Below are 20,872 nucleotides of genomic sequence, written 5' to 3' on the forward strand. Positions count from 1 at the left end.
GCCTGGCCGTGCGTTCCGGTTCACCCGGAGCGCGCGGCAACCCGTAAGCCCCACGCTGCGCCATTGCCCCGTACTACACTCGGCGGACCGCCACACCCGCGCTCCGCCGTCACCCGGCCGGGGCGCGGTCCGCCGTACCTCGTACCCCAGGGGGCCGTCCGTGACCATCGCCCACAGCTACCGCCAGCCCGGCACGGTCCTCACCGATCACCGGTTCACCGTCCCCCTGGACCACGCGCGCCCGGACGGGGAGCGGATCGAGCTGTACGCCCGCGAGGTCGTCGCCACCGGCAAGGACCCCGAGACGCTGCCGTGGCTGCTGTACCTGGAGGGCGGTCCGGGCTTCGGCGCCCGCCGTTTCATCGGCCGGCAGGCCTGGCTGGAGCGGGCCCTGACCGAATACCGGGTGCTGCTCCTCGACCAGCGCGGAACCGGTCGCTCCACCCCGGTGAACCGGCAGACCCTGCCCCTGCGCGGCACCCCCGCCCAGCAGGCCGACTACCTCGCCCACTTCCGCGCCGACTCCATAGTGCGCGACGCCGAGGCCATCCGCCCCGGCCTGACCGGCGGCGCGCCCTGGACCGTGCTCGGCCAGAGCTTCGGCGGCTTCTGCACGACCCACTACCTCTCCACCGCGCCCGAGGGCCTCACCGCCGCACTGATCACCGGCGGGCTGCCGTCGCTGACCGCCACCGCCGACGAGGTGTACGAGGCCGCCTACCCCCGCATCGCGCGCAAGAACCGGGCCCACTACGCCCGTTACCCGATGGACGTGGAGCGCGCCCGCCGGATCGCCGCCCACCTCGCGGAGCACCCGGCCGAACTCCCCGGCGGCCACCTCCTGACCGTCGAGGCCTTCCAGTCCCTCGGCATGCTCCTCGGCGTGGGCGACGGCAGCCACCAGCTCCACTACCTGCTGGAGGACGCCTTCGTCCCGACCTCCGCCGGCCCGGCCCTCTCCGACGCCTTCCTGGAGGGCGCCCGCGCGCACCTGTCCTTCGCCGGGCACCCCCTCTACGCGCTGATCCACGAGTCCATCTACGCCCAGGACCCGGCCACGCCCACGGCCTGGGCCGCCGAGCGGGTCCGCGCGGGCCACCCCGGCTTCGACGCGGCCAAGACCCTCGAGGGCGACGAGCCCCTGCTCTTCACCGGCGAGACCATCCACCCCTGGCACTTCACCACCGACCCGTCCCTCGCCCCGCTCCGCGAGAGCGCCGAACACCTGGCCGCCCGTACCGGCTGGCAGCCGCTCTACGACCCGGAGCGCCTGGCGGCGAACGAGGTGCCGGTGGCGGCCGCCGTCTACCACGACGACATGTACGTGGACACCGCGGACTCGCTGCGCACGGCTGCGGCCGTCCGTGGCCTGCGGACCTGGGTGACGGACGAGTTCGAGCACGACGGCGTCCGCGCGGGCGGCACCCGCGTCCTGGACCGGCTGCTCGCCCTCGTACGCGACGAGGCCTGAGCCCGCCTGCCTGCCCGCCTGCCTGCCCGCCCGCCGGCCAGCCCGGCTCCGGCGCGTCCGGCAGGGGTGCCGGCCGCCCCCTCGCGGTGTTCGCCTAGGGTGCGGGGTATGACCGAACGACGTGATCAGCATGCCCCGTTGCAGCCCATGCCCACCGACTGGAAGCGCGCCCTCGCGGTCGTCGCCCACCCCGACGACCTGGAGTACGGATGCGCGGCCGCCATCGCGGACTGGACGGACGGTGGCCGGGAGGTGGTCTACCTCCTGGCCACCCGCGGTGAGGCGGGTATCGACACCATCGCCCCCGCCGCGTGCGCCCCGTTGCGCGAGGCGGAGCAGCGCGCGAGTGCCGCCGTGGTCGGGGTGTCCGAGGTGGAGTTCCTGGACTACCGCGACGGTGTCGTCGAGTACGGCCTCGACCTGCGCCGGGACATCGCCGCGGCCATCCGCCGCCACCGCCCCGAGCTGCTGATCACCATGAACCACCGCGACACGTGGGGCGGGGCGGGGGGCGGCGGCTACTGGAACACCCCGGACCACAAGGCCGTGGGCCGGGCCGCCCTGGACGCGGCGGCCGACGCCGGGAACCGCTGGATCTTCCCCGAACTCATCGAGGAGCAGGGTCTGGAGCCGTGGAACGGGGTGCGCTGGGTCGCGGTGTCCGGCACCAACACGCCCACGCACGCGGCCGACGCCCGTCCCGGCTTGGAGCGTTCGGTGAAGTCCCTGCTGGAGCACAAGGCGTACCTCGCGGCGCTGACGGACCAGGATCCCGAGGAGTACGTCCGCGCGTTCCTCGGCGAGAACATGCAGCAGGTGGCGGACCGGTTCGGCGGGCGTCCGGCGGTTCCGTTCGAGGTCTTCCCCCGCTGACCGCGCACCCCTAGGATGACGGCTCGTCAGAAGCCGGGCCGGGGGGTGCGGGACAAGGTGATCGACACCATCTCCACGGAGATCGCGGAGGGTGAGGAGCGGATACGGCTGGAGGCCGCGGACGGCATCGCGGTCCTCACCCTCTGCCGCCCGGACCGGCTCAACGGCTGGAGCTGGGAGTCCACCCGCCAGCTGGGTCTGCTCGCGGACCGGATCCGCTTCGACCCCTCGGTACGGACGGTGCTGCTGCGCGCCGAGGGCAGGGCCTTCTGCGCGGGCATCGACGTGACCGCCCCGGGTGGCGCCATCACCGGCGGATCCGCCGCCGAGCGGACCCGCAACTACTACGAGGGCATCCGCTGGGTCCACGAGCGCTTCGCGGTCCTCGCCCGTCTGCCGCAGCCGGTGGTGGCCGCCGTCCAGGGCTACTGCCTCGGCTTCGGCTTCGAGCTGGCCCTGATGGCCGATGTCCGGGTGGCGGCCGAGGACGCCGTCTTCGCCCTGCCCGAGGCGCAGTTGGGCGTGGCCGTGGACGCGGGCGGCGACCTCCGGATAGCGCGCGAGGCGGGTGCGGGCTGGGCCAAGTACCTGGCCCTGACGGGGCGTCGCATCGACGCCGCGACGGCGCAGCGCCTGAATCTGGTCCAACTGGTCGTCCCCGGCGAGGACCTGGAGTCCACCTCCCGCGCCCTGGCGGCGGAGATCGCCGCGAACGCCCCGCTCGCGGTCCAGGGCATCAAGCGCGCGGTCGACGCGTACGCCGACGCCGCGCTCCCCGCGGCCCTCGACCGGGTGGCGATGACCGCGGCCCTCACCCTCACCTCGGACGACGCCCGCGAGGGTTACGGAGCCAAGGCGGCCCGCCGGCCCCCGCACTTCAGGGGAGGCTAGAAGGTGTCCGGTCGATCGGGCCGAACGGGCCGCGTCCCAACTGCTCCCGGACCGGGACGACCTCCGGATTGACCACCGAGCGGCGCTGCCAGTTCGCGCCGTCGACCACCAGGGTGTGGCCGGTGACGAAGCGGGCGTAGGGCGAGGCCAGGAAGGTGGCCGCCCAGCCCAGTTCGCGTGGCGCGCCGACCCGGAGGGCGGGCTGTCGGGCGTCCTTGGTGCCGGGGGCGGCGTGCTCCAGGCCGCCCCGGACGTCCTCGGTCATGTCGGCGTGCGGGAACAGCCCGGGGACGAGCCCGTTGATCTGGATGCCGTACGGGCCCCACTCGACGGCGAGCGTCTCGACCAGGTTCTTCACCCCGGCCTTGGCGGCGGCGCTGTGGGCGAATCCCGGCCCGCCCGTCCAGGCGTACGAGGCGCCGATGTTCACGATCGACCCCGGGGTGCCCGCGGCCAGGTGGCGGCGGCCGAACTCGCGGGTCATGAACCAGGTTCCGGTTAGGGTGATGTCCACCACCGCCCGCCAGGCGTTCGGCGACAAGTCCTCGGCCGGGGAGGGGAAGTTGGCGGCCGCGTTGTTCACCAGTACGTCCGGCAGCCCGAACGCCGCCTGCGCCGCATCGAAGACCTCCGCCACCCGCTCGGGATCCCTGATGTCGCAGACGGCGGCCGTCACCCGGCCCGCGCCGGGTACGGCCGCCAATTCCTCCCGCGCCGCCTTGAGCTGCTCGCAGCGCCGGCTCGCGATCACCAGGTCGGCGCCGAGCCGCGCGAACTCGGCGGCCACGGCCTTGCCCAGCCCGGTGCCGCCGCCGGTCACGAGGACCACCTGCCCCGCGTACGTACCGGGGGGCAGGGCGGCGGCGCCGAGCGGCGGCGGCGCGGGCAGGCCGCGCAGGGGGTTGTCCATGGGCCCATCGATAGCGCGCGGGCGCTCAGATCACCATGCCCCGGACGGGATCAGCCCTGCGGTGTGTACGCTTGCTTGCTCGCGCAGGTCCAGATCACGGCGTTGGTCACGCCGGTGTTCCAGTCCATGAAATAGCCGCCGACCCGGTCGTCGTCCGAGGCCGCGGAGGCCTCGCTGCGGGAGTCCGCGCTCGCCCCCGCGGGGTGGGGCAGGGCCAGTACCGGGCCCTGGCCCGGCCAGTAGGCGGCCTGGACGTAGTTCGGGTACCCCTCGACGAAGGTGACGGCCGTGCCGACCGCCACGTTCGTGGTCGGGCTGGCGGCGTGGAGTTCGAGGTGTTCGTACCCGGCGACCTTGCCCGGGTCGGCCGGCAGCGCGTCGTACGGCTTCTTCCAGATGGCGGCGGTCCGGCGCTGGTCGTCCCGGTAGCCGAACTTCTCGATCCCGATGACCCGGCCGCGGTCGTCGATATCGTGCGCATGGCTGCCGACGCTCCAGTGGCCCTCGTTCCACACCTGGAGGCTGTACGGCGGGTAGCCGCCGCCGGCCGGCCAGACCACGGGGAAGGTCTTGGTGACGGTCTGGTCGCTGTCCGCGTCGTAGTACTCGGTCCGCGCCGTACCGGTGATGTCGCCGCGCTTGTTGATACCCGCGACCGAGATGATCCTGGTGCTCGGGTGGGCGTCCGCGGGGACGGGCAGCTCGCGCACGAGCCGGCCGTCGCGCCACTCCTTGGCGCCGCCCGCGTCGCTGCCGACGACGTGGCCCGCGTCGTTGACGTCCAGCGCGAAGGTGCCGGTGGCGCCCCCGTTGAGCAGCTGGACGGCGCTCGCGCCCTGCTGGTAGGTGAACGCGGCGACGGCGCGGTCCGAGCTGCGCTGCACGGTGCCCACCATCAGGCCGGTGGAGTTCACGGCCTTGACCTCGCCGGACTCGAAGCCCTCGGGCAGCGGGACGGCGTGGGCCGCGCGGTCCGCGGTCCAGTACACCGGCAGGTTGGCGCTGGAGCCGACCGCGAGGCCCCCCGCCCCGAAGTCCTTCAGCCGCCCGCCGCCCGAGGCGTCGCCGTTGATGCCGGGCAGCTTGACGACGTCCGGCGCGCACGGGGTCGTGGCCGCCGCGGCCGGCCCCGCCGCCGTGATGAGACCCGCCAGTACGATCGCGGCTCCCGTGACGGACGTGGTACGTCTGATGCGGCTTCTGTTCATCGTGTGGTCCCCCTGATCACGCGTGTCATATGCCGTACGGCACCTGGCCGTTGATGGTAATCCGGCGGACCGGGAAAGATCACCTGTTTGCCCGGGCGCGCCCGGTGGTTCCCAGATGGGCAAGCGACCGCTTAGTATGCCCGCGGAGTGTGATTCCTCGACGGCGGCTGGAGGCCCCGGATGCAGGCATGGCGAGTACATACCCCCGGCGAGCCCCGTGAGGCCATGCGCCTCGAAGAGGTTCCCGAACCGGTGCCCGGTGACGGGGAGGTCAGGCTCAAGGTGCTCGCCGCCAACGTCAACTTCCCCGACGCGCTGCTCGTCCGCGGGCAATACCAGATCCGGCCGCCGCTGCCTTTCACCCCCGGAGTCGAGATCTGCGGCGAGACCGAGGACGGCCGCCGGGTCATCGCCACCCCGAGCCTGCCGCACGGCGGTTTCGCGGAGTACGTCACCGCGCCCGCCCGCGCCCTGCTCCCCGCCCCGGACACCCTCGACGACGCCGAGGCGGCCGCCCTGCACATCGGCTACCAGACCGGCTGGTTCGGCCTGCACCGCCGCGCCCGCCTCCAGCCCGGCGAGACCCTCCTCGTGCACGCCGCCGCCGGCGGGGTCGGCAGCGCCGCCGTCCAGCTCGGCAAGGCCGCCGGGGCCACCGTCATCGGAGTCGTCGGGGGCAAGGCCAAGGCGCGCACCGCCGAGGAGCTCGGCTGCGACCTCGTGATCGACCGGACGGCGCAGGACATCGTCGCCCGCGTCAAGGAGTTCACCGGCGGGCGCGGCGCCGACGTCGTCTACGACCCGGTCGGCGGGGACGCCTACACCGCCTCCACCAAATGCGTGGCCTTCGAGGGCCGGATCGTCGTCGTCGGCTTCGCGAGCGGCACCATCCCCGCCCCAGCCCTCAACCACGCGCTGGTGAAGAACTACGCCGTCCTCGGCCTGCACTGGGGGCTGTACGCCACCAAGGAGCCCGCCGCCATCCCCGCATGCCACGCCGAACTCACCCGGCTCGCCGCCGAGGGCGCCATCAGACCGTTGGTCAGCGAACGCGTCCCGCTCGCCGCGGCCGCCGACGCCGTGCAGCGCCTCGCCGACGGCAGCACCACCGGCCGGCTGGTCGTCGTACCGGCCCCGGACGGAGGTGCCCGATGACCGGCGTTACCGCGTCCGCGGCCGCCGAGGAGCTGCGCGCCCGGGTCCGCGACCTGCTCGCCGCGCACCCGCCCGCCACCACCGCCCGCACCGACTTCCTGCGCGCCCGCTTCGACGCCGGACTCGCCTGGGTCCACTACCCCGAGGGCCTCGGCGGACTCGGCGCGCCCCGCACCCTCCAGGCCGTCGTCGACGCCGAGCTGGAGGCCGCCGGCGCTCCCGACAACGACCCGCGCCGGATCGGCATCGGCCTCGGCATGGCCGCGCCCACGATCCTCGCGTACGGCACCGACGAGCAGAAGCACCGCTTCCTGCGCCCCCTGTGGGTCGGGGAGGAGGTCTGGTGCCAGCTCTTCAGCGAGCCCGGCGCCGGATCCGACCTCGCCGCGCTCTCCACCCGCGCCGTCCTCGACGAGTCCACCGACGAGTGGGTGGTCGACGGCCAGAAGGTGTGGACCTCCAGCGCCCACACCGCCCGCTGGGCCATCCTCATCGCCCGCACCGACCCGGCGCTCCCCAAGCACCAGGGCATCACCTACTTCCTCTGCGACATGCACGCCCCCGGCGTCGAGGTCCGGCCGCTGCGCCAGATCACCGGCGAGGCCGAATTCAACGAGGTCTTCCTCACCGGCGTCCGCATCCCCGACCACCACCGCCTCGGCGCCGTCGGCGAGGGCTGGGCCGTCGCCCGCACCACCCTGATGAACGAGCGGGTCTCCATCGGCGGCATGCGCATCCCGCGCGAGGGCGGCATGATCGCACCGGTCGCCGCCGCCTGGCGCGAGCGCCCCGAGCTGCGCACCCACGCCCTCCACCAGCGGCTGCTGGAACTGTGGGTCGAGGCCGAGGTCGCCCGCCTCACCGGGGAACGGCTGCGCCAGCAGCTCGTCGCCGGACAGCCCGGTCCCGAAGGCTCGGGCATGAAGCTCACCTTCGCCCGGCTCAACCAGGAGATCAGCGGACTGGAGGTCGAACTCCTCGCCGAGGAAGGCCTCTCGTACGAGGACTGGACCATGCGCCGGCCCGAACTGGTCGACTTCACCGGCCGCGACGCCGGCTACCGCTACCTGCGGGCCAAGGGCAACAGCATCGAGGGCGGTACCAGCGAAATCCTCCTCAACATCGTCGCCGAACGTGTCCTCGGCCTGCCCCCCGAGCCGCGCGACGACAAGGACCTCGCCTGGAAGGACCTGGCCCGATGAAGACACCGACGCCGCCGACCGCACCGACGCCCCCCACCGCACCGACCGATCTGCTCTACTCCGAGACCGAGGAGGAGCTGCGCTCCGCCGTACGCGCTCTCCTCGCCGACCGCTGCGACGCGAAGAGCGTCCTCGCCCGGGCGGAGACCGGCCGGCCGCACGACCCGGCCCTGTGGCACACCCTCGCCGTCGAGATCGGCGCGGCGGGGCTCCTCGTACCCGAGAAGCTCGGCGGCCTGGGCGCGAGCCACCGCGAGGCGGCCGTGGTCCTGGAGGAGCTGGGCCGGGCCGTGGCGCCCGCCCCGTACCTGACGAGCTCGGTGCTCGCGACGGAGATCCTGCTCGGCTGCGACACGGTCGAAGTCGCCCCGCTACTCAGGGAATTGGCCTCCGGCCGTACGGTCTGCACACCGGCCGTGCCGCTGACGCTCGCCCCGGGCGCGCGCCTTCCGGCCGCCGTCCGGGACTCCGGTGGGGGAATCCTGACCGGCACGGTCACCTCCGTGGCCGACGCGGTGGCCGCCGACGTACTGCTCGTACTGGCCGACACCGGGCTCTACGCCGTCCCGGCCGCCTCGGCAGAGCTGACCGCGCAGGTCCCGCTGGACCTGACCCGTCCGCTCGCCACCGTCACCCTGCGGGCGGCCGCCGGCACCCGGGTCGCCGACCCCGCCACGGCCCGCGCGGCCGTCGCGGGAGCCCTGCTCTCCGGGGCCGGGCTGCTCGCCTCGGAGCAGCTCGGGCTCGCCGAGTGGTGCCTGACGCAGACCGTCGGCCACGTCCGGGGCCGCCACCAGTTCAACCGGCCCGTCGGCTCCTTCCAGGCCCTCAAGCACCGCCTCGCCCGGCTCTGGCTCGACGTGGCCTCCGCGCGTGCGGCGGCCAGGGCAGCGGCGGACGCCCTCGCCACCGCGGCCCCCGACGCGCCGCTGACGGTGGCCGTCGCCCAGGCCTACTGCTCGGGCGTGGCCGTACGCGCCGCCGAGGAATGCGTACAGCTCCACGGCGGCATCGGCATGACCTGGGAACACCCGGCCCACCTCTACCTCAAGCGGGCCAAGGCCGACTCCCTGGCCCTGGGCACGGCGGGCCACCACCGTGGCCTGGTCGCGGACTTCGCGGAACTCCCCGCGCCGTAGCGGGCGCCGGCCGGATCAGGGGGCGCCCGGGCCGTCCGACAGGATCGGCTCGCGCCCGGCGAGCCGTCCGTCGTGCTCGCCGGGACGCGAGCGTTGCGGACGTCCACCTGGCCGGCGTTCCCGGCCCGGCCGCTGCGGGCACGGCACCGTGCGCGCCACCCGCGCCGGTCGCCCTGGTGCACGAACCCGCGATCTTCCTGGCACGGGCACCGGCACCGGCGCCGGTACCGGCGCGGGCACGGGCATCGGCACGGCACGGCGCGGGCAGCCGCATCCGCCCCCGCCTCCAGCGCGTCCCCGGGTGATCCTTATCCTCGCCGCATGACGGCCACCATCACCGCGCTCTCCGCGACCGGACTCCGCGCCCATCGCGACGAACTCGCCGCCCTCCTCCTCGCCGTGGTCGACGGCGGCTCCTCGCTCGGCTTCCTCGCCGGCCTCGACCACCAGGGCGCCGCCGCCTGGTGGGACTCCCAGCTGCCCGCCGTCGAGGACGGCTCCCTCGCGCTCTGGGTCTCGCGGGGCGGCGACGGCCGCATCGACGGCACCGTCGGCTGGTACCGGGAGTCCAAGCCCAACGGCCGCCACCGCGCCGAGCTGCGCAAGCTCATGGTGCACCCGGCGGCCCGCGGCCGTGGCACCGCCCGGGCCCTGCTCGCCGAGGCCGAGACCGCCGCCGCCCGGGCCGGGGTGCTGCTGCTGTTCCTGGACACCGAGACCGGCAGCGGCGCCGAGCACCTGTACCGCGCCGCGGGCTGGACGGAGGCCGGCACCATCCCCGACTACGCCACCGACCCGGCCGGCCGACTGCACCCCACCACCCTCTTCTACAAGCGGTTCCGTAGCACTCACGGGTGACCTCGCTCCCCGCGCGGCGTTAGACCCGTAGCCGCCGGCCACCGAGCGAGGGAGACCGTATGTTCGCAGCATCAGCCGCCGCACCACTGACCCGCCGTGCGGTTCTCCGTACGGCCTTCACCGCGGCCGTGCTCGCCGGCACGGCCGCGGCCCTGGCCCCCGTACTGCGAGCCCGTCGGCCGCGGCAGACCGTCACCCCGGCGCCGCTCGCCGAGGAGGAGACGTACCGCGGCCGGCACATCGCCGTCGACGTCGCCGGGGTCCGCATCGACGGCCGTCCGCTGCACGTCATGCGGCGGGCCGACGGGAGTTATCTCAGCGGGATCAACCACTTCCAGTCCTTCGCGACGCCACTGGAACTGGCCCGCGCCGCCGTCGACGAACTGGGCACGGCCCAGCTGGCGTTCGCGGCGGCCCCGCACCACGGCTGACACACCCACGGGAAGGGGAGGAGCCCCGCATTGCATACCCGGCAAAACCAGAAGGACCTGACCAGCGCCCAGAAGAAGCGGTTCACGGCTGCGGTGCTGGAGCTCAAGCGCAACGGCACCTACGACGCGCTGGTGCGCACCCACGACAAGTACTTCGTGCCCGACCGGGACCGCAAGCTGCGCGTCGGGCACATGTCCCCGTCCTTCTTCCCGTGGCACCGGCTCTATCTGCTGGACTTCGAGAAGAAGTTGCAGGCGCTCGACCCGGGAGTGTCCATCCCGTACTGGGACTGGACCACCGACACCAGCCCGGCCGGCTCCCTCTGGGCCGACGACTTCCTCGGCGGCACCGGCCGGGCGAGCGACCGCAAGGTGATGACCGGGCCGTTCGCCTACGACAAGGGCAACTGGACGGTGACCGTGGGCATCACGGAGTCCGCCTTCCTCACCCGCAACCTCGGCCGGCCGCAGAACCCGATCACGCTGCCCACCCGGGCCGAACTCCAGTGGGCGATCGACGACCCGACCTACGACACCTCGCCCTGGGACTCCACCGCCGCCCGCGGCGGCTTCCGCAACAAGCTGGAGGGCTGGGCGGCCCCCAAGAGCGAGCGCTGGCGCAACCACAACAAGGTCCACCAGTGGATCGGCGGCCACATGACCGGAGGCACGGCGCCCAACGACCCCGCGTTCTGGCTGCACCACGCCTTCGTGGACCTGATCTGGGACCGCTGGCAGCAGAAGCACCCCGGCGCCGGCTATCTGCCCGCCGCGCCGCTCGCGCCCGGCGACCCCCAGCGCGGCCGGGTGATCTCGCTCGACGAGCCGATGCCGCCGTGGAACATCACCCCGCGCGAGATCCTCGGCCATCAGGGCCTGTACCGCTACGAATGACCCGGGACCCCGGGACTCCGGGACCGGTGGAACGCCGGAACACCGGAAAGGGCCCCCGCCGAACGGCGGGGGCCCTTCCGAAGTTCAGCCGATCAGTGGCCGTAGTCCCCACCCTCGGTGTGGTGGTTGCCGTCGCCGGACGCGTTCACGCAGGTGTTGCCGAACGCCGGGTTCAGCAGGGCGATGATGTTGACGGTGTTGCCGCAGACGTTGACCGGGACGTGCACCGGAACCGCCAGCAGGTTGCCCGAGAGGACACCGGGGGAGCCGACCGCCGCACCGTGCGCTCCGGCATCGGCAACAGCCAGACCCGCACCGGCGGCCACAGCGCTACCGGTGACAGCGGTGATGGCGATGGCCTTCGCGATACGCGACATCAAGATCTCCTCGTGAGATATGGGGCGCCACAGACTCTGCGGCATTTGACATGGCATACAACGCAGGGGCGGCCGTGGGGTCACGGCCGCTGCGCCTACTTGGTGACGGGAAACCGCACGGAGGCGAAATAGGGCAGCACCTGGCCCACGGCGCCGGGCTCCAGGACCCCGACGACCCGGCCCGAGCACCCCGGGTCCTGGTAGAGGGTCGCCGAGCCCCGGGTCTTGTTGGTGACCGCCCGGGAGCCGCCGCCCTCCGCCTCGACGCAGCCCCTCGGCGCGGTGAGCCCGTGGACCTTGTCGTCCTGGCCCACGTACTGGAAGTCCGGTCCGGCGGCGGCCCGGGCCGGTCCGCCGAGGAGTGCGGTGCCCGCCAGCAGCAGGACGGGCATGGTGGGGTTGATACGCAGGAATCGCATGCCCGTCCAACCGGCCCGGGCCCCGGCACGGTCACGCCTTGTCACCCGTTGGACGGCTGTGCGACCGTGCGCCCAGCACCGGTATTCAGGAGGACTGACGAGATGAGCGCAGCGGGCGACCCGGCGGGCGACCCGGCGGGCGACGCCGAGTGCGGCGGCCGGCCGCGGGTGAGGACCCGGGCCGGCGTGGTCGAGGGCCGGACCGGGGCCCACGGGAGCGCCGTCTTCCGGGGCATTCCGTACGCCGCCCCGCCCGTCGGCCCCCTCCGCTTCGCGGCGCCCGCGCCCCCGGCCGCCTGGGAGGGCGTACGCGACGCCGCCGCGTTCGGCCCCACCGCGCCCAAGGTGCCCTACCCGGAGACGTTCGCGGCCCTGCTGCCCGACCCGGACATTCCCGGGGACGACTGCCTGAGCGTGAACGTGTGGACTCCGGATCCGGCCCCCGGGGCCCGGCTGCCCGTCATGGTGTGGATCCACGGCGGGGCGCACACCCGCGGCTCCTCGGCCGTCCCGGTCTACGACGGCTCCGCCTTCGCCCGCGACGGGGTCGTGCTCGTCTCCTTCAACCACCGCCTCGGCGTCCTCGGCTACGGCCTCTTCCCCGACGCCCCCGCCAACCGCGGCCTGCTGGACCAGATCGCCGCCCTGGAGTGGGTCCGGGACAACATCGAGGCCTTCGGCGGGGATCCGGCCCGCGTCACCCTCTTCGGCGAATCCGCCGGAGCCATCAGCGTCGGCTCCCTCCTGGCCGCGCCGCGCGCGGCCGGGCTCTTCGCCCGGGCCGTGCTGCAGAGCGGTGCCCCCGAGGTCCTGCCGCGCCCCAGGGTCCGCACCATGGTCCGGCGGATGGCCGCGCTGCTCACGGTGGACGCCACCGCCGAGGCCTTCACGGCCATCGGCCTGCCCACCCTGCTCGCCGCCCAGGCGGCCGTGCTGCGCAGGTCCGGCCCGCTCGTCGGCGGACCGGCCTTCGGCCTGGTCACCGATCCGGACACGGTCCCGGGCGACCCCCTGGACGCCCTGACGGGCGCCGCCGTCTCGGACGAGGTGCCCCTGCTGCTCGGGTGGACCACCGAGGAGTACCGGCTCTGGCTCGCCCCCACCGGCGGGATGCGGCTGCTGGACCGAATGGGCCCGGTCGCCGTGTCGCTGGCCCGGGCCCGCGCGGGCAAGGACCGGGCCGCCGTACGGGAGCTGCGCGCGGCCCTGCCCGGGGCGAGCCCGGCCGAACTCGCGGGCCAGCTGCTCACCGACCGGCTGCTGCGCGACCCGCTGCGCAGGCTCGCGGGGGCGCGGCGGGCGGCGCCCAGCTTCCTGTACGAGTTCGCCTGGTCCTCCGGCGTACCGGGGCTCGGCGCCTGCCACGCCCTGGAGCTGGGTTTCGTGTTCGACACGCTCGGCGTGCCGGAGGCCTCCTGGCTGGCCGGGCCGGACGCCCCGCAGGCGCTGGCGGACGAGATGCACGCGGCCTGGGTGCGGTTCGCGGTGACGGGCGATCCGGGCTGGGCGCCCTGGAACGGCGACGGCCCGCCGAAGGTGTTCGGCGGGCCGTCGCCCGATCGGGCTCAAGCGTCGACGGCTGAGCGGCCTGCTCGGGCTGTGCGGTCTACTCGACGGGTCCTTCCATGACCTTGCTGATGTACTGGATCGGTCCCTCACCCATGTTCGGGACGTAGGTCTTGGCGTTGTGCTGGCCGCCCTTGATGACCCTCAGCTCGGTGTGGACGGGCCCCTTGTTGCCGTAGGTGGCGATGAACTTCTGCACGTCCGGCAGGGTCTTCTTGTTGTTCTCGCTGTCGCCGACCTGGAAGGCGAGATAGACGTCCGGACCCTTGCGGTCGATGAGCTGCTTCGCCAGCACCTCCGGGTTGTTCTCGGCCTTGTCCTTGTCGTGGCCCTTCCACAGGGAGGAGTCCGGGACGATGTCCGGGCCGGACGCGATCACGGCCTTGAACTTGTCCGGGTGCTTCAGCACGGCCTTCAGGCCCGCGAATCCGCCGGTGGAGGATCCCATGAAGGCCCAGCCGTCACGGGACTTGACGGTGCGGAAGTTCGCCTTCATCAGGTCCGGGACGTCCTCGGTCAGCCAGGTGCCCATCTTGGGCTGGCCGGGGATGTCGGAGCCGTCCCAGTAGATGCCCTTGTCGTCCGGCGCCGGGTTGAGCACCGGCATGGCCAGGATGAAGGGCTTGCTCTTCCCCTCGGCGTACCACTTGCTGATGCTGGTCTGGAGGCCGAGGTCGGTGCCCATCCAGTAGTTGTTGGGGAAACCCGCGCCACCCGGGAGGGCGATCATCACCGGGAAGCCGCTCTTGGCGAACTTCGGGTCGTTGTACTCCTTGGGCGCCCAGACCCAGACCTTGCCCTTGAAGCCGGACTTCTTGCCGTCCAGCGTGGTGACGGCCACATGCGTGCCGTCGGGGAGCGTCATCGAGTTCTTGAACTCGGCGGCCGGCCCGGTCGGCATGAGCATCTTGGAGTTCGCCGGCTGCTGGGTTCCGCCGCCGCTCTGTCCCTTGCCGTCCGCGGGCGGCTGCCCGAAGGACACCGCGGCGCCCTTGTCGGTGAAGGGGGGTATCTCGTAGTGGTTCATCACGAGCGCCGCTATGCCCGCGAGCGCCAGGACGGAGGCACCCGCGATCACCCAACGCCGGCCCCGGGACCTGCGGCGCGGGGGCTCGGGCAGCTCCTGGTGGTCCTGCGGCCCGTTCGGCGGCTGCTGTCCGTACGGCTGGCCGTACTGGTCGCCGTAGGGCGGCGTCGGATGCTGCCCTTCCGGCCGGTACGGCTGGTACTGCTGCCCGTCGGGTGCGTACGACATGTGCGGTGGCTCTCCGGCTGGTGCTGCCCCAGAGGGGCGGGGTGGTCTGACTGCTGGATCCTTCCGTTCGAAGGATGAACGAAAGCATGTCAGGGTTCCCTACTTTTCCATCTCTTGGGGTCTGCCAGGGAAGGCCATTGCCCGCCTCGGGCAAGGCCGGTGGCTTCCCGCTCCGATCACCGCACGTCCCTGGCCCCCGCACATGCCGCTGGGTATGGTGCCCCCGCGCCGCTCCCGGAACTCCCACCACGCCCGGAGTCATCCATGACCCTCCAGCGCCGGATCCTGATCCTCGCCACCGCGGTGGTCCTGCTCGCCGCCGTGGGCGTGCTCGCCGTCCTGCGGGCCTCCTCGCGGGCCGAGGAGAAGGACCACGCCCGGGCGGGCGGCCCGCAGATCGCTCCGGGCGCGGTGTCACTGGCCCCGGGCGAGGGCGGCCGGCGGATCGTCTTCCGCAACATGGCCTGGGGACCGCACCGCGACGAGCTCGCCACGGTCCCGGCCGGCGCGCCGGAGGGGGCCCGCAGCGCGTCCGGGGTGAGTTGCCTGCGTTTCCACGCGGCCGGGGGCACCGGGATCTGCCTCCGGGCCGACAAGGGCGGGGTCCAGGACGGCTACGAGGCCGTCGTCCTCGACGCCCGCCTGAAGGAGGTCTCCGCGCATCCGCTGTCCGGGATACCGACCCGCGCCCGGGTCTCGCCCGGCGGGCACCTCGCCGCCTGGACCGTCTTCGTCGGCGGGGATTCGTACGCGGGCACGAATTTCTCGACGCGGACCTCGGTGCTCGACCTGCGCACCGGCAGGCTCGACGCCTCGCTGGAGGACTTCGCGATCCTCAAGGACGGCAAGCCGTACCGCAGTGTCGACGTGAACTTCTGGGGCGTGACCTTCGCCGCCGACGAGCGGACCTTCTACGCGACCCTGGGCACCGGCGGCCGGACCCACCTGGTCCGAGGGGACCTGGCCGAGCGCACGGTCACCACCCTGCGCGAGAACGTCGAGTGCCCGTCGCTGTCGCCCGACGGGACCCGGGTGGTGTTCAAGAAGCGGGTGCCGGGCCGGCCGGCCGAGGCGCCGTGGCGGCTGCACGCCCTGGACCTCGCCTCCGGCGTGGAGACCCCGCTCGGCGAGGAGCGGAGCGTGGACGACCAGGTGGTCTGGACGGACGACCGCACGGTCGTCTACGCCCTGCCCGGGGACTTCGGCGCCGACCTCTACGCCGTGCGGGCCGACGGGAGCGGCGCCCCCGTCCGGCTCATGCCCTCGGCCATCGCCCCGGCCTTCCTCGGATGAGGGGACCGGGGCGACGTGCCGGGGTCGCCGGCCCGCGGGCAGGATCGTTTTTCCGTTTTTCCCTACCGGCTAGGCCGGGATCAGGGTCTTGCGGCGCCGCTTGCGCTGCGCGCCCGCCGACAGCCTCAGCTCGATGATCGACCGCACGGCCGGCCACTCCTCGTCGAGGATCGAGTAGAAGGCGGTACTGCGCACGGCCCCGTCGAGCCCCCGCGAATGGGCCCGCCGGACCCCCTCGCAGGTGAAGCCGAGACGTTCCATCGCGGCCCGCGACCGACCGTTGCGCGCATCGGCGCGCAACGAGACGCGCCGGACACCCCAGGTCTCGAAGGCGTGGCGGAGCATGAGCAGCTTCGCCTCGGTGTTGATGCCGGTGCCCTGGGCGCCCGGGGACAGCCAGGTGTTGCCGATCTCGGCGGCATCGGGGATCGCCGTCGCCGGATCGCCGAACGGGACGCCCGGCACTGCGGGCCACACCAGCGGCCCCTGCCAGTAGTCGAGTTCCAGGAACCGGGTCGAACCGACGACCCGCCCGTCGGTGGCTCTGACCACCGCGAACGGGAGCGATCGACCCGCCGCCTGATCGGCGAGGGCACGGTCGATGTACTCGTGGGACGCCTGCACGCCGTGGGGTACGGGAGTGAAGGCGTAAGTCGTACGATCCTCGGCCCCGGCCACGGCCAGAGCCTCGGTGTGGTGGGGGGCGAGGGGCTCGAGCCGCACGGTGCGGCCCGCGAGGTGTACGGGTACGGGCACGGAGCCTTCGGTCCTTCTGGGCGGTGGGGTGGTTGCACAGTCTGCGTCCCTGACGTCGCCCCCCGTGCAAAACACGAGTGAAAGGCAACCGGCTGTCAGGTGAACGCGAGTGGCTCAATGTAGCCCCTTAAAGTCCTCTCATGAACCCCCAATTTGGCAATGGCGCGACTGTGATTTTCGATGACTTGGGTCCCCGGGGCGGAGCGCCGGTAATCCTGATCCACGGACATCCCTTCAACCGCACGATGTGGGCCCCCCAGACGGCCGCGCTGACGGCCGCCGGGTACCGTGTGATCACGCCTGACCTGCGGGGATACGGGGAAAGCCCGGTGCTCCCCGGCAAGGCGCTGCTCGCCGATCTCGCGGACGATCTCGCTGCCCTCCTCGGTCGTCTGGGGATCGAACGGGTGGTCGTCGGTGGTGTGTCCATGGGCGGTCAGATCGCGATGGAGATGCGACTGCGCTACCCGGGTCTGGTACGGGCCCTCGTGCTCTCCGACACCTCTCCGGTCCCGGAGACGCGGGAGGGCGCGAAGCTCCGCCGGGAGACCGCCGAAAGGCTGATCGCCGAGGGCATGCGGCCCTATGCCGAAGAGGTCATCGACAAGATGCTGGCGCCCTACAACGTGACCCGCATGCCCGAGGCCGCCGCCCGGGTGAGCGCCATGATGTGCGCGACCGACCCCGAGGGCGCGGCCGCCGCACTGCGCGGCCGCGCCGAGCGCCCCGACTACCGGCCCGTGCTGGCCGAGGCCGCCGAGCCCTGCCTGGTGCTGGTCGGCGCGGACGACGTCTACACACCGGTCGCGGAGGCCGAGGCCCTGCACGCGCTGCTGCCGCACTCGGTGCTCACCGTCATCGAGGGGGCCGGGCACCTGCCGGGGGTGGAGCAGCCCGAGGCCTTCAACCGGGCGCTGCTGGAGTTCCTCGCCGGGCTCTGAGCCGGACGGGCCGCCGCCGGCCGTGCTGGTGGCCCCAGTGGTCCGCCCTACCGTGTCCTTGCAAGACCAGGGCGGGCCCGCGGGGGCCGCCGTACAGTCGGGATGATGTTTCTGCCGAGGAGGACACACATGCTGCGCGGGGTTGCGACGATCAATTTCTGGGCGGACGACCTGGAGGCGGCGAAGGCCTGGTACACCGAGCTGCTCGGGATCGCGCCGTACTTCGAGCGCCCCGGGTACGCGGAGTTCCGCATCGGCGACTACCAGCACGAGCTGGGCATCGTGGACCGCCGCTACGCCCCGCCGGGCGCGGCCAAGGAGCCGGGCGGCGCGGTGGCCTACTGGGCGGTCGACGATCTTCTGGCGGTCCGGCAGCGGTTGCTGGACCTGGGCGCCGAGGAGTACCAGCCGGTGACCGCGCACGGTGACGGGGGCTTCGTCACGGCGTCGGTCACCGACCCCTTCGGCAATGTGCTCGGCATCATGCGCAACCCGCACTACCTGGACATCCTCGAAGGGTCGACCCCGGACCCGGCCTGATTCCGGGTCGTGCGCACGCGCGGCGTGATCATGTCGCGCCGCACCTGAGATCATGGCCGCCATGGACGACGTACTGCGGCGAGTGGCCGCCGTAGGACCCTTCTTCAGCGTTCCGTACGGGAAGGAGCCGCCCGGGCCCGGCTTCCGGCCGCTGACCGCGCTGTACGGGGAGCGGCTCGGGCCGTATGTGGCCGAGGTGGGGCGGCGGATCGGCAGCGGTCCCGGACGGGTGGCCGCCTCGACCGCGCAGTTCGGGATCGCCTCCCGGCTGTGGTCGCTCGGGCTGGGCTGCGCGGCACTTTCCGCGCGGGTGCCGGACCTGGCCGCCGACCGGGTGTGGTGGCGGCTGCCGGACGCGGGTTCGCTGGAACTGTGGCTGCCCGAGCCCTCCGACCTGCCGGCCGAGGCCCTCGGGGAGAGCGTCCTCGGGAACCTGTCGGAGCTCGACGCGGGCCTGCGGGAGCGGTACGGGGTCTCGCCGAAGGTCCTGCGGGGCAACGCGGCGTCCGGGCTCGTCGGGGCGCTGCGCGTGCTGATCGACCGGGTTCCGGGCGGCGCGGCCGTGGAGCTGGCGGGCGCGCTGCTGGCCGAGGGCGGAGCCCTGGCGGGCACCGGCACCTTCCTCCACGAGGAGGGGCTCGGGGTGGCGTTCGTACGCCGCAGCTGCTGCCTCTACTACCAGGCGCCCGGCGGCGGGCTCTGCGGGGACTGCGTGCTGCGCACCAGGCGGCGGACGACATGACGGAGGCCATCGGGGAGCGGTGGCACCGCTTCCCGATGGCCCCGAAGGAACGACCTCTAGAAGGTGAGGTTCCAGGAGTCGATTTTGCCGATGTCGCCGCCGGCGTTGTCGTTCACCCGGAGCTTCCAGGTGCCGTTCGCGACCTCCGCGGAGGCGTTCACGGTGTAGACCTGGTTGATGTTGTCGGCGCTGCCGCCGCTCCGGTTGTGCACGGTGTAGACGCTGCCGTCGGGGGCGATCAGGTCGACCTTCAGGTCACCGATGTAGGTGTGCACGACGTTCACGCCCACCTTGAGGGTGGCCGGGGCGTTGCCGGTGACACCGCTGACGGTGATCGGGCTCTCCACGGTGGTGTTGTCGCCGATGGCGAAGTCACCGAGGTTCTCGAAGTACTTGCCGGGCGGCGGGGTGCCGCCGACGGCCTTGAGGGCGTCGACCTGGCCCTCGCCGAAGAAGCCGTTCTTCGTGGTGGTGCCCTGGCAGCGGCTGTCCGACGGGCAGGCGACGTCGTTGGCCTGGACGGCCAGCTTGTCGCGCAGCTGCGCCGGGGTGATGCCCGGGTTGGTGCTCGCCAGCAGCGCGGCCACACCGGCCACGTGCGGGGAGGCCATCGAGGTACCGCTCATGCTGCCGTACTTGCCGCCCGGCAGGGTGCTGTAGATGCCGGTGGCGTCGCCGCCCGGGGCCGTGACGTCGATGACGTTCAGGCCGTAGTTGGAGTACGAGGCCTTGGCGGTGGTGCCCATCGCCGACACCGTGACGACGCCCGGGAGTTCGGTCGGGATGTCCAGGCAGGCGTTGGTGATGGTGCGGGTGACCGGGGTCGAGTCGTTCGGGCTCTCGGTGTCGGTCGTCTTGTTGGCCAGGTCGAGGTTGGAGTTGCCGGCCGCGGCGACCTGCAGCGAGCCCTTGCCCTCCGCGTACTCCTGGGCGCGCTTGACGCCCTCGATGATGGCGGCCTGGTCGGCGTTGTCCGGGCAGTTGAACTGCCACGGGTCCGTGTAGTAGCTGTTGTTGGTGACCTTGAAGCCGTGGTCACCGGCCCACATGAAGCCGCAGACGGTGTTCTCGGGGAAGAAGAGCGAGGAGCCGGGCTCGGCGATGCGCACCGAGGAGATCTTCACGCTCGGGGCCACGCCGATGACGCCCTTGCCGTTCTTGGCGGCCGCGACCGTACCGGCCACGTGCGTGCCGTGGGTGCCCACGTCCCGCCAGGCGCCCGTACGGGTGTCCGGCTTGCCGTAGGCGCAGGACGCGGAGTCCGCCGCGTTGAAGTTCGGGGCCAGGTCCTGGTGCTGGTCGTCCACACCGGTGTCCAGGATGCCGACCTTGACGGTGGCGGAGCCCGTGGTGACGGCCCAGGCCTGGTCGGCCTTGATCTGGGTCATGTCGGCGCGGACCGGCTCGCCCGAAGGGGTCGTGGACTGCGCCGGGTTGGCGGGCAGCGCCGGGTTGTAGGCGGCCGCCGGCACGTCCGAGGTGCGGGTGGCGCCGACCTGCTGGACGCCGCTCACACCGCGCATGGCGGAGGCGAATGAGGCGGACGCGGAGTGGGCGGTGATCACGCCGATCGCGTCGTAGTAGTGGAAGACCGTGCCGCCGTTGGCGGTGATGGCGTTGCGAACCGCCGAGGTGTCACCGGGAGCGGTGATCACGAAGTAGGCGCGGGTACCGGCAACCCAGGTCGCACTCTGGGAAGTCGGGGCCGCGGCCTGGGGCGCCGCCGCCGCGGGGGCGGAGGCGGACGAGCCGGAAGGAGAGACCGGGACGGTGCCGGCGAGCGCGGCGGGGGCCCCGAAGGCGAGTGCCGCGCCGAGCGTTGCGGCCAGCACGAGGGTACGTCGAGGTCGGCCGGATATGTGGGGTATCAATGCGTCCTCCGATGACCCGGTGGTGCGCATGGGCACGTGCCGGGTCGTACGAAACAAGTGGTGGACGCAAGATGTCATGC

The 20,872-nt window shown here is 73.0% G+C and carries 21 protein-coding genes; 14 read left to right on the top strand and 7 right to left on the bottom strand.

Annotated features, from left to right (window positions below):
* The first annotated feature begins 166 nt into the window (after positions 1-166).
* The 3 genes from ACZ4TV_RS21285 (at position 167) to ACZ4TV_RS21295 (ending at position 3,235) form a co-directional block, all read left to right on the top strand.
* On the top strand, positions 167-1,471 hold the full coding sequence (locus tag ACZ4TV_RS21285; RefSeq protein ID WP_468136319.1) for an alpha/beta fold hydrolase: 1,305 nt from the start codon (positions 167-169) through the stop codon (positions 1,469-1,471).
* Between the two features lie 108 nt (positions 1,472-1,579).
* On the top strand, positions 1,580-2,344 hold the full coding sequence (locus ACZ4TV_RS21290; RefSeq protein ID WP_468136261.1) for a PIG-L deacetylase family protein: 765 nt from the start codon (positions 1,580-1,582) through the stop codon (positions 2,342-2,344).
* Positions 2,345-2,359: 15 nt separating this feature from the next.
* A complete protein-coding gene (locus ACZ4TV_RS21295; RefSeq protein WP_468136262.1) occupies positions 2,360-3,235 on the top strand; it encodes an enoyl-CoA hydratase/isomerase family protein in 876 nt (291 codons plus the stop codon).
* On the opposite strand, the gene ACZ4TV_RS21300 is transcribed toward ACZ4TV_RS21295, so the two are convergent.
* Together ACZ4TV_RS21300 and ACZ4TV_RS21305 are read right to left on the bottom strand one after the other, a co-directional pair.
* A complete protein-coding gene (locus ACZ4TV_RS21300) occupies positions 3,222-4,145 on the bottom strand; it encodes an SDR family oxidoreductase (protein ID WP_468136263.1) in 924 nt (307 codons plus the stop codon). The two genes, ACZ4TV_RS21295 and ACZ4TV_RS21300, sit on opposite strands and share 14 nt — an antisense overlap.
* 50 nt (positions 4,146-4,195) lie before the next feature.
* Complete coding sequence (locus tag ACZ4TV_RS21305) at positions 4,196-5,353, bottom strand: hypothetical protein (protein ID WP_468136264.1); 1,158 nt, start codon at positions 5,351-5,353, stop codon at positions 4,196-4,198.
* A gap of 180 nt (positions 5,354-5,533) precedes the next feature.
* On the opposite strand from ACZ4TV_RS21305, the gene ACZ4TV_RS21310 reads away from it, so the two are divergent.
* From ACZ4TV_RS21310 to ACZ4TV_RS21335, 6 genes are all read left to right on the top strand, one after another.
* Positions 5,534-6,508, top strand: a complete 975-nt coding sequence (locus tag ACZ4TV_RS21310; RefSeq protein ID WP_468136265.1) for an NADPH:quinone oxidoreductase family protein — start codon at positions 5,534-5,536, stop codon at positions 6,506-6,508.
* The gene (locus tag ACZ4TV_RS21315) at positions 6,505-7,710 is read left to right on the top strand and encodes an acyl-CoA dehydrogenase family protein (protein WP_468136266.1); all 1,206 of its coding nucleotides are present in this window, start codon (positions 6,505-6,507) and stop codon (positions 7,708-7,710) included. Before ACZ4TV_RS21310 ends, ACZ4TV_RS21315 begins: the two co-directional genes overlap by 4 nt.
* Entirely contained in the window at positions 7,707-8,849 is a 1,143-nt protein-coding gene (locus ACZ4TV_RS21320; RefSeq protein ID WP_468136267.1) for an acyl-CoA dehydrogenase family protein, read from the top strand. Before ACZ4TV_RS21315 ends, ACZ4TV_RS21320 begins: the two co-directional genes overlap by 4 nt.
* A 321-nt stretch (positions 8,850-9,170) precedes the next feature.
* Positions 9,171-9,707, top strand: coding sequence for a GNAT family N-acetyltransferase (locus ACZ4TV_RS21325; RefSeq protein WP_468136268.1), 537 nt, complete (start codon positions 9,171-9,173; stop codon positions 9,705-9,707).
* A 59-nt stretch (positions 9,708-9,766) separates the two neighbouring features.
* Positions 9,767-10,138 carry a tyrosinase family oxidase copper chaperone gene (locus tag ACZ4TV_RS21330; RefSeq protein ID WP_468136269.1) on the top strand — a complete coding sequence of 124 codons (372 nt, stop codon included), beginning with the start codon at positions 9,767-9,769 and terminating at the stop codon, positions 10,136-10,138.
* Between the two features lie 30 nt (positions 10,139-10,168).
* A complete protein-coding gene (locus ACZ4TV_RS21335; protein WP_468136270.1) occupies positions 10,169-11,032 on the top strand; it encodes a tyrosinase family protein in 864 nt (287 codons plus the stop codon).
* Positions 11,033-11,124: 92 nt separating this feature from the next.
* On the opposite strand, the gene ACZ4TV_RS21340 is transcribed toward ACZ4TV_RS21335, so the two are convergent.
* Both ACZ4TV_RS21340 and ACZ4TV_RS21345 read right to left on the bottom strand, forming a co-directional pair.
* Positions 11,125-11,409: a chaplin gene (locus ACZ4TV_RS21340; RefSeq protein ID WP_468136271.1), complete on the bottom strand. Its 285-nt coding sequence runs from the start codon at positions 11,407-11,409 to the stop codon at positions 11,125-11,127.
* 95 nt (positions 11,410-11,504) lie between these two features.
* Entirely contained in the window at positions 11,505-11,828 is a 324-nt protein-coding gene (locus tag ACZ4TV_RS21345; protein ID WP_468136272.1) for a hypothetical protein, read from the bottom strand.
* A gap of 102 nt (positions 11,829-11,930) precedes the next feature.
* Between ACZ4TV_RS21345 and ACZ4TV_RS21350 the strand changes: the two genes are divergently transcribed.
* Positions 11,931-13,457 (top strand): carboxylesterase/lipase family protein, encoded by a 1,527-nt coding sequence (locus ACZ4TV_RS21350; protein WP_468136273.1) that lies wholly within the window; start codon positions 11,931-11,933, stop codon positions 13,455-13,457.
* Here the strand turns inward: ACZ4TV_RS21350 and ACZ4TV_RS21355 are convergent.
* Complete coding sequence (locus ACZ4TV_RS21355; protein ID WP_468136274.1) at positions 13,435-14,649, bottom strand: alpha/beta hydrolase; 1,215 nt, start codon at positions 14,647-14,649, stop codon at positions 13,435-13,437. The genes ACZ4TV_RS21350 and ACZ4TV_RS21355 overlap by 23 nt on opposite strands.
* A gap of 264 nt (positions 14,650-14,913) precedes the next feature.
* Here ACZ4TV_RS21355 and ACZ4TV_RS21360 point away from each other — a divergent pair, with 264 nt between their 5' ends.
* Complete coding sequence (locus ACZ4TV_RS21360) at positions 14,914-15,942, top strand: TolB family protein (protein WP_468136275.1); 1,029 nt, start codon at positions 14,914-14,916, stop codon at positions 15,940-15,942.
* A gap of 69 nt (positions 15,943-16,011) precedes the next feature.
* Here ACZ4TV_RS21360 and ACZ4TV_RS21365 read toward each other — a convergent pair whose 3' ends face one another.
* A complete protein-coding gene (locus ACZ4TV_RS21365; protein ID WP_468136276.1) occupies positions 16,012-16,698 on the bottom strand; it encodes a GNAT family N-acetyltransferase in 687 nt (228 codons plus the stop codon).
* Positions 16,699-16,838: 140 nt separating this feature from the next.
* On the opposite strand from ACZ4TV_RS21365, the gene ACZ4TV_RS21370 reads away from it, so the two are divergent.
* The 3 genes from ACZ4TV_RS21370 (at position 16,839) to ACZ4TV_RS21380 (ending at position 18,921) form a co-directional block, all read left to right on the top strand.
* Positions 16,839-17,639, top strand: a complete 801-nt coding sequence (locus ACZ4TV_RS21370) for an alpha/beta fold hydrolase (protein WP_468136277.1) — start codon at positions 16,839-16,841, stop codon at positions 17,637-17,639.
* A 129-nt stretch (positions 17,640-17,768) separates the two neighbouring features.
* Positions 17,769-18,179 (top strand): VOC family protein, encoded by a 411-nt coding sequence (locus tag ACZ4TV_RS21375; RefSeq protein ID WP_468136278.1) that lies wholly within the window; start codon positions 17,769-17,771, stop codon positions 18,177-18,179.
* Between the two features lie 61 nt (positions 18,180-18,240).
* The gene (locus tag ACZ4TV_RS21380; protein WP_468136279.1) at positions 18,241-18,921 is read left to right on the top strand and encodes a (2Fe-2S)-binding protein; all 681 of its coding nucleotides are present in this window, start codon (positions 18,241-18,243) and stop codon (positions 18,919-18,921) included.
* Positions 18,922-18,977: 56 nt separating this feature from the next.
* Here ACZ4TV_RS21380 and ACZ4TV_RS21385 read toward each other — a convergent pair whose 3' ends face one another.
* Positions 18,978-20,753 (bottom strand): S8 family peptidase, encoded by a 1,776-nt coding sequence (locus tag ACZ4TV_RS21385; protein ID WP_468136280.1) that lies wholly within the window; start codon positions 20,751-20,753, stop codon positions 18,978-18,980.
* Positions 20,754-20,872 lie beyond the last annotated feature (119 nt).

The sequence above is a fragment of the Streptomyces sp. NPDC028910 genome (assembly GCF_055564955.1).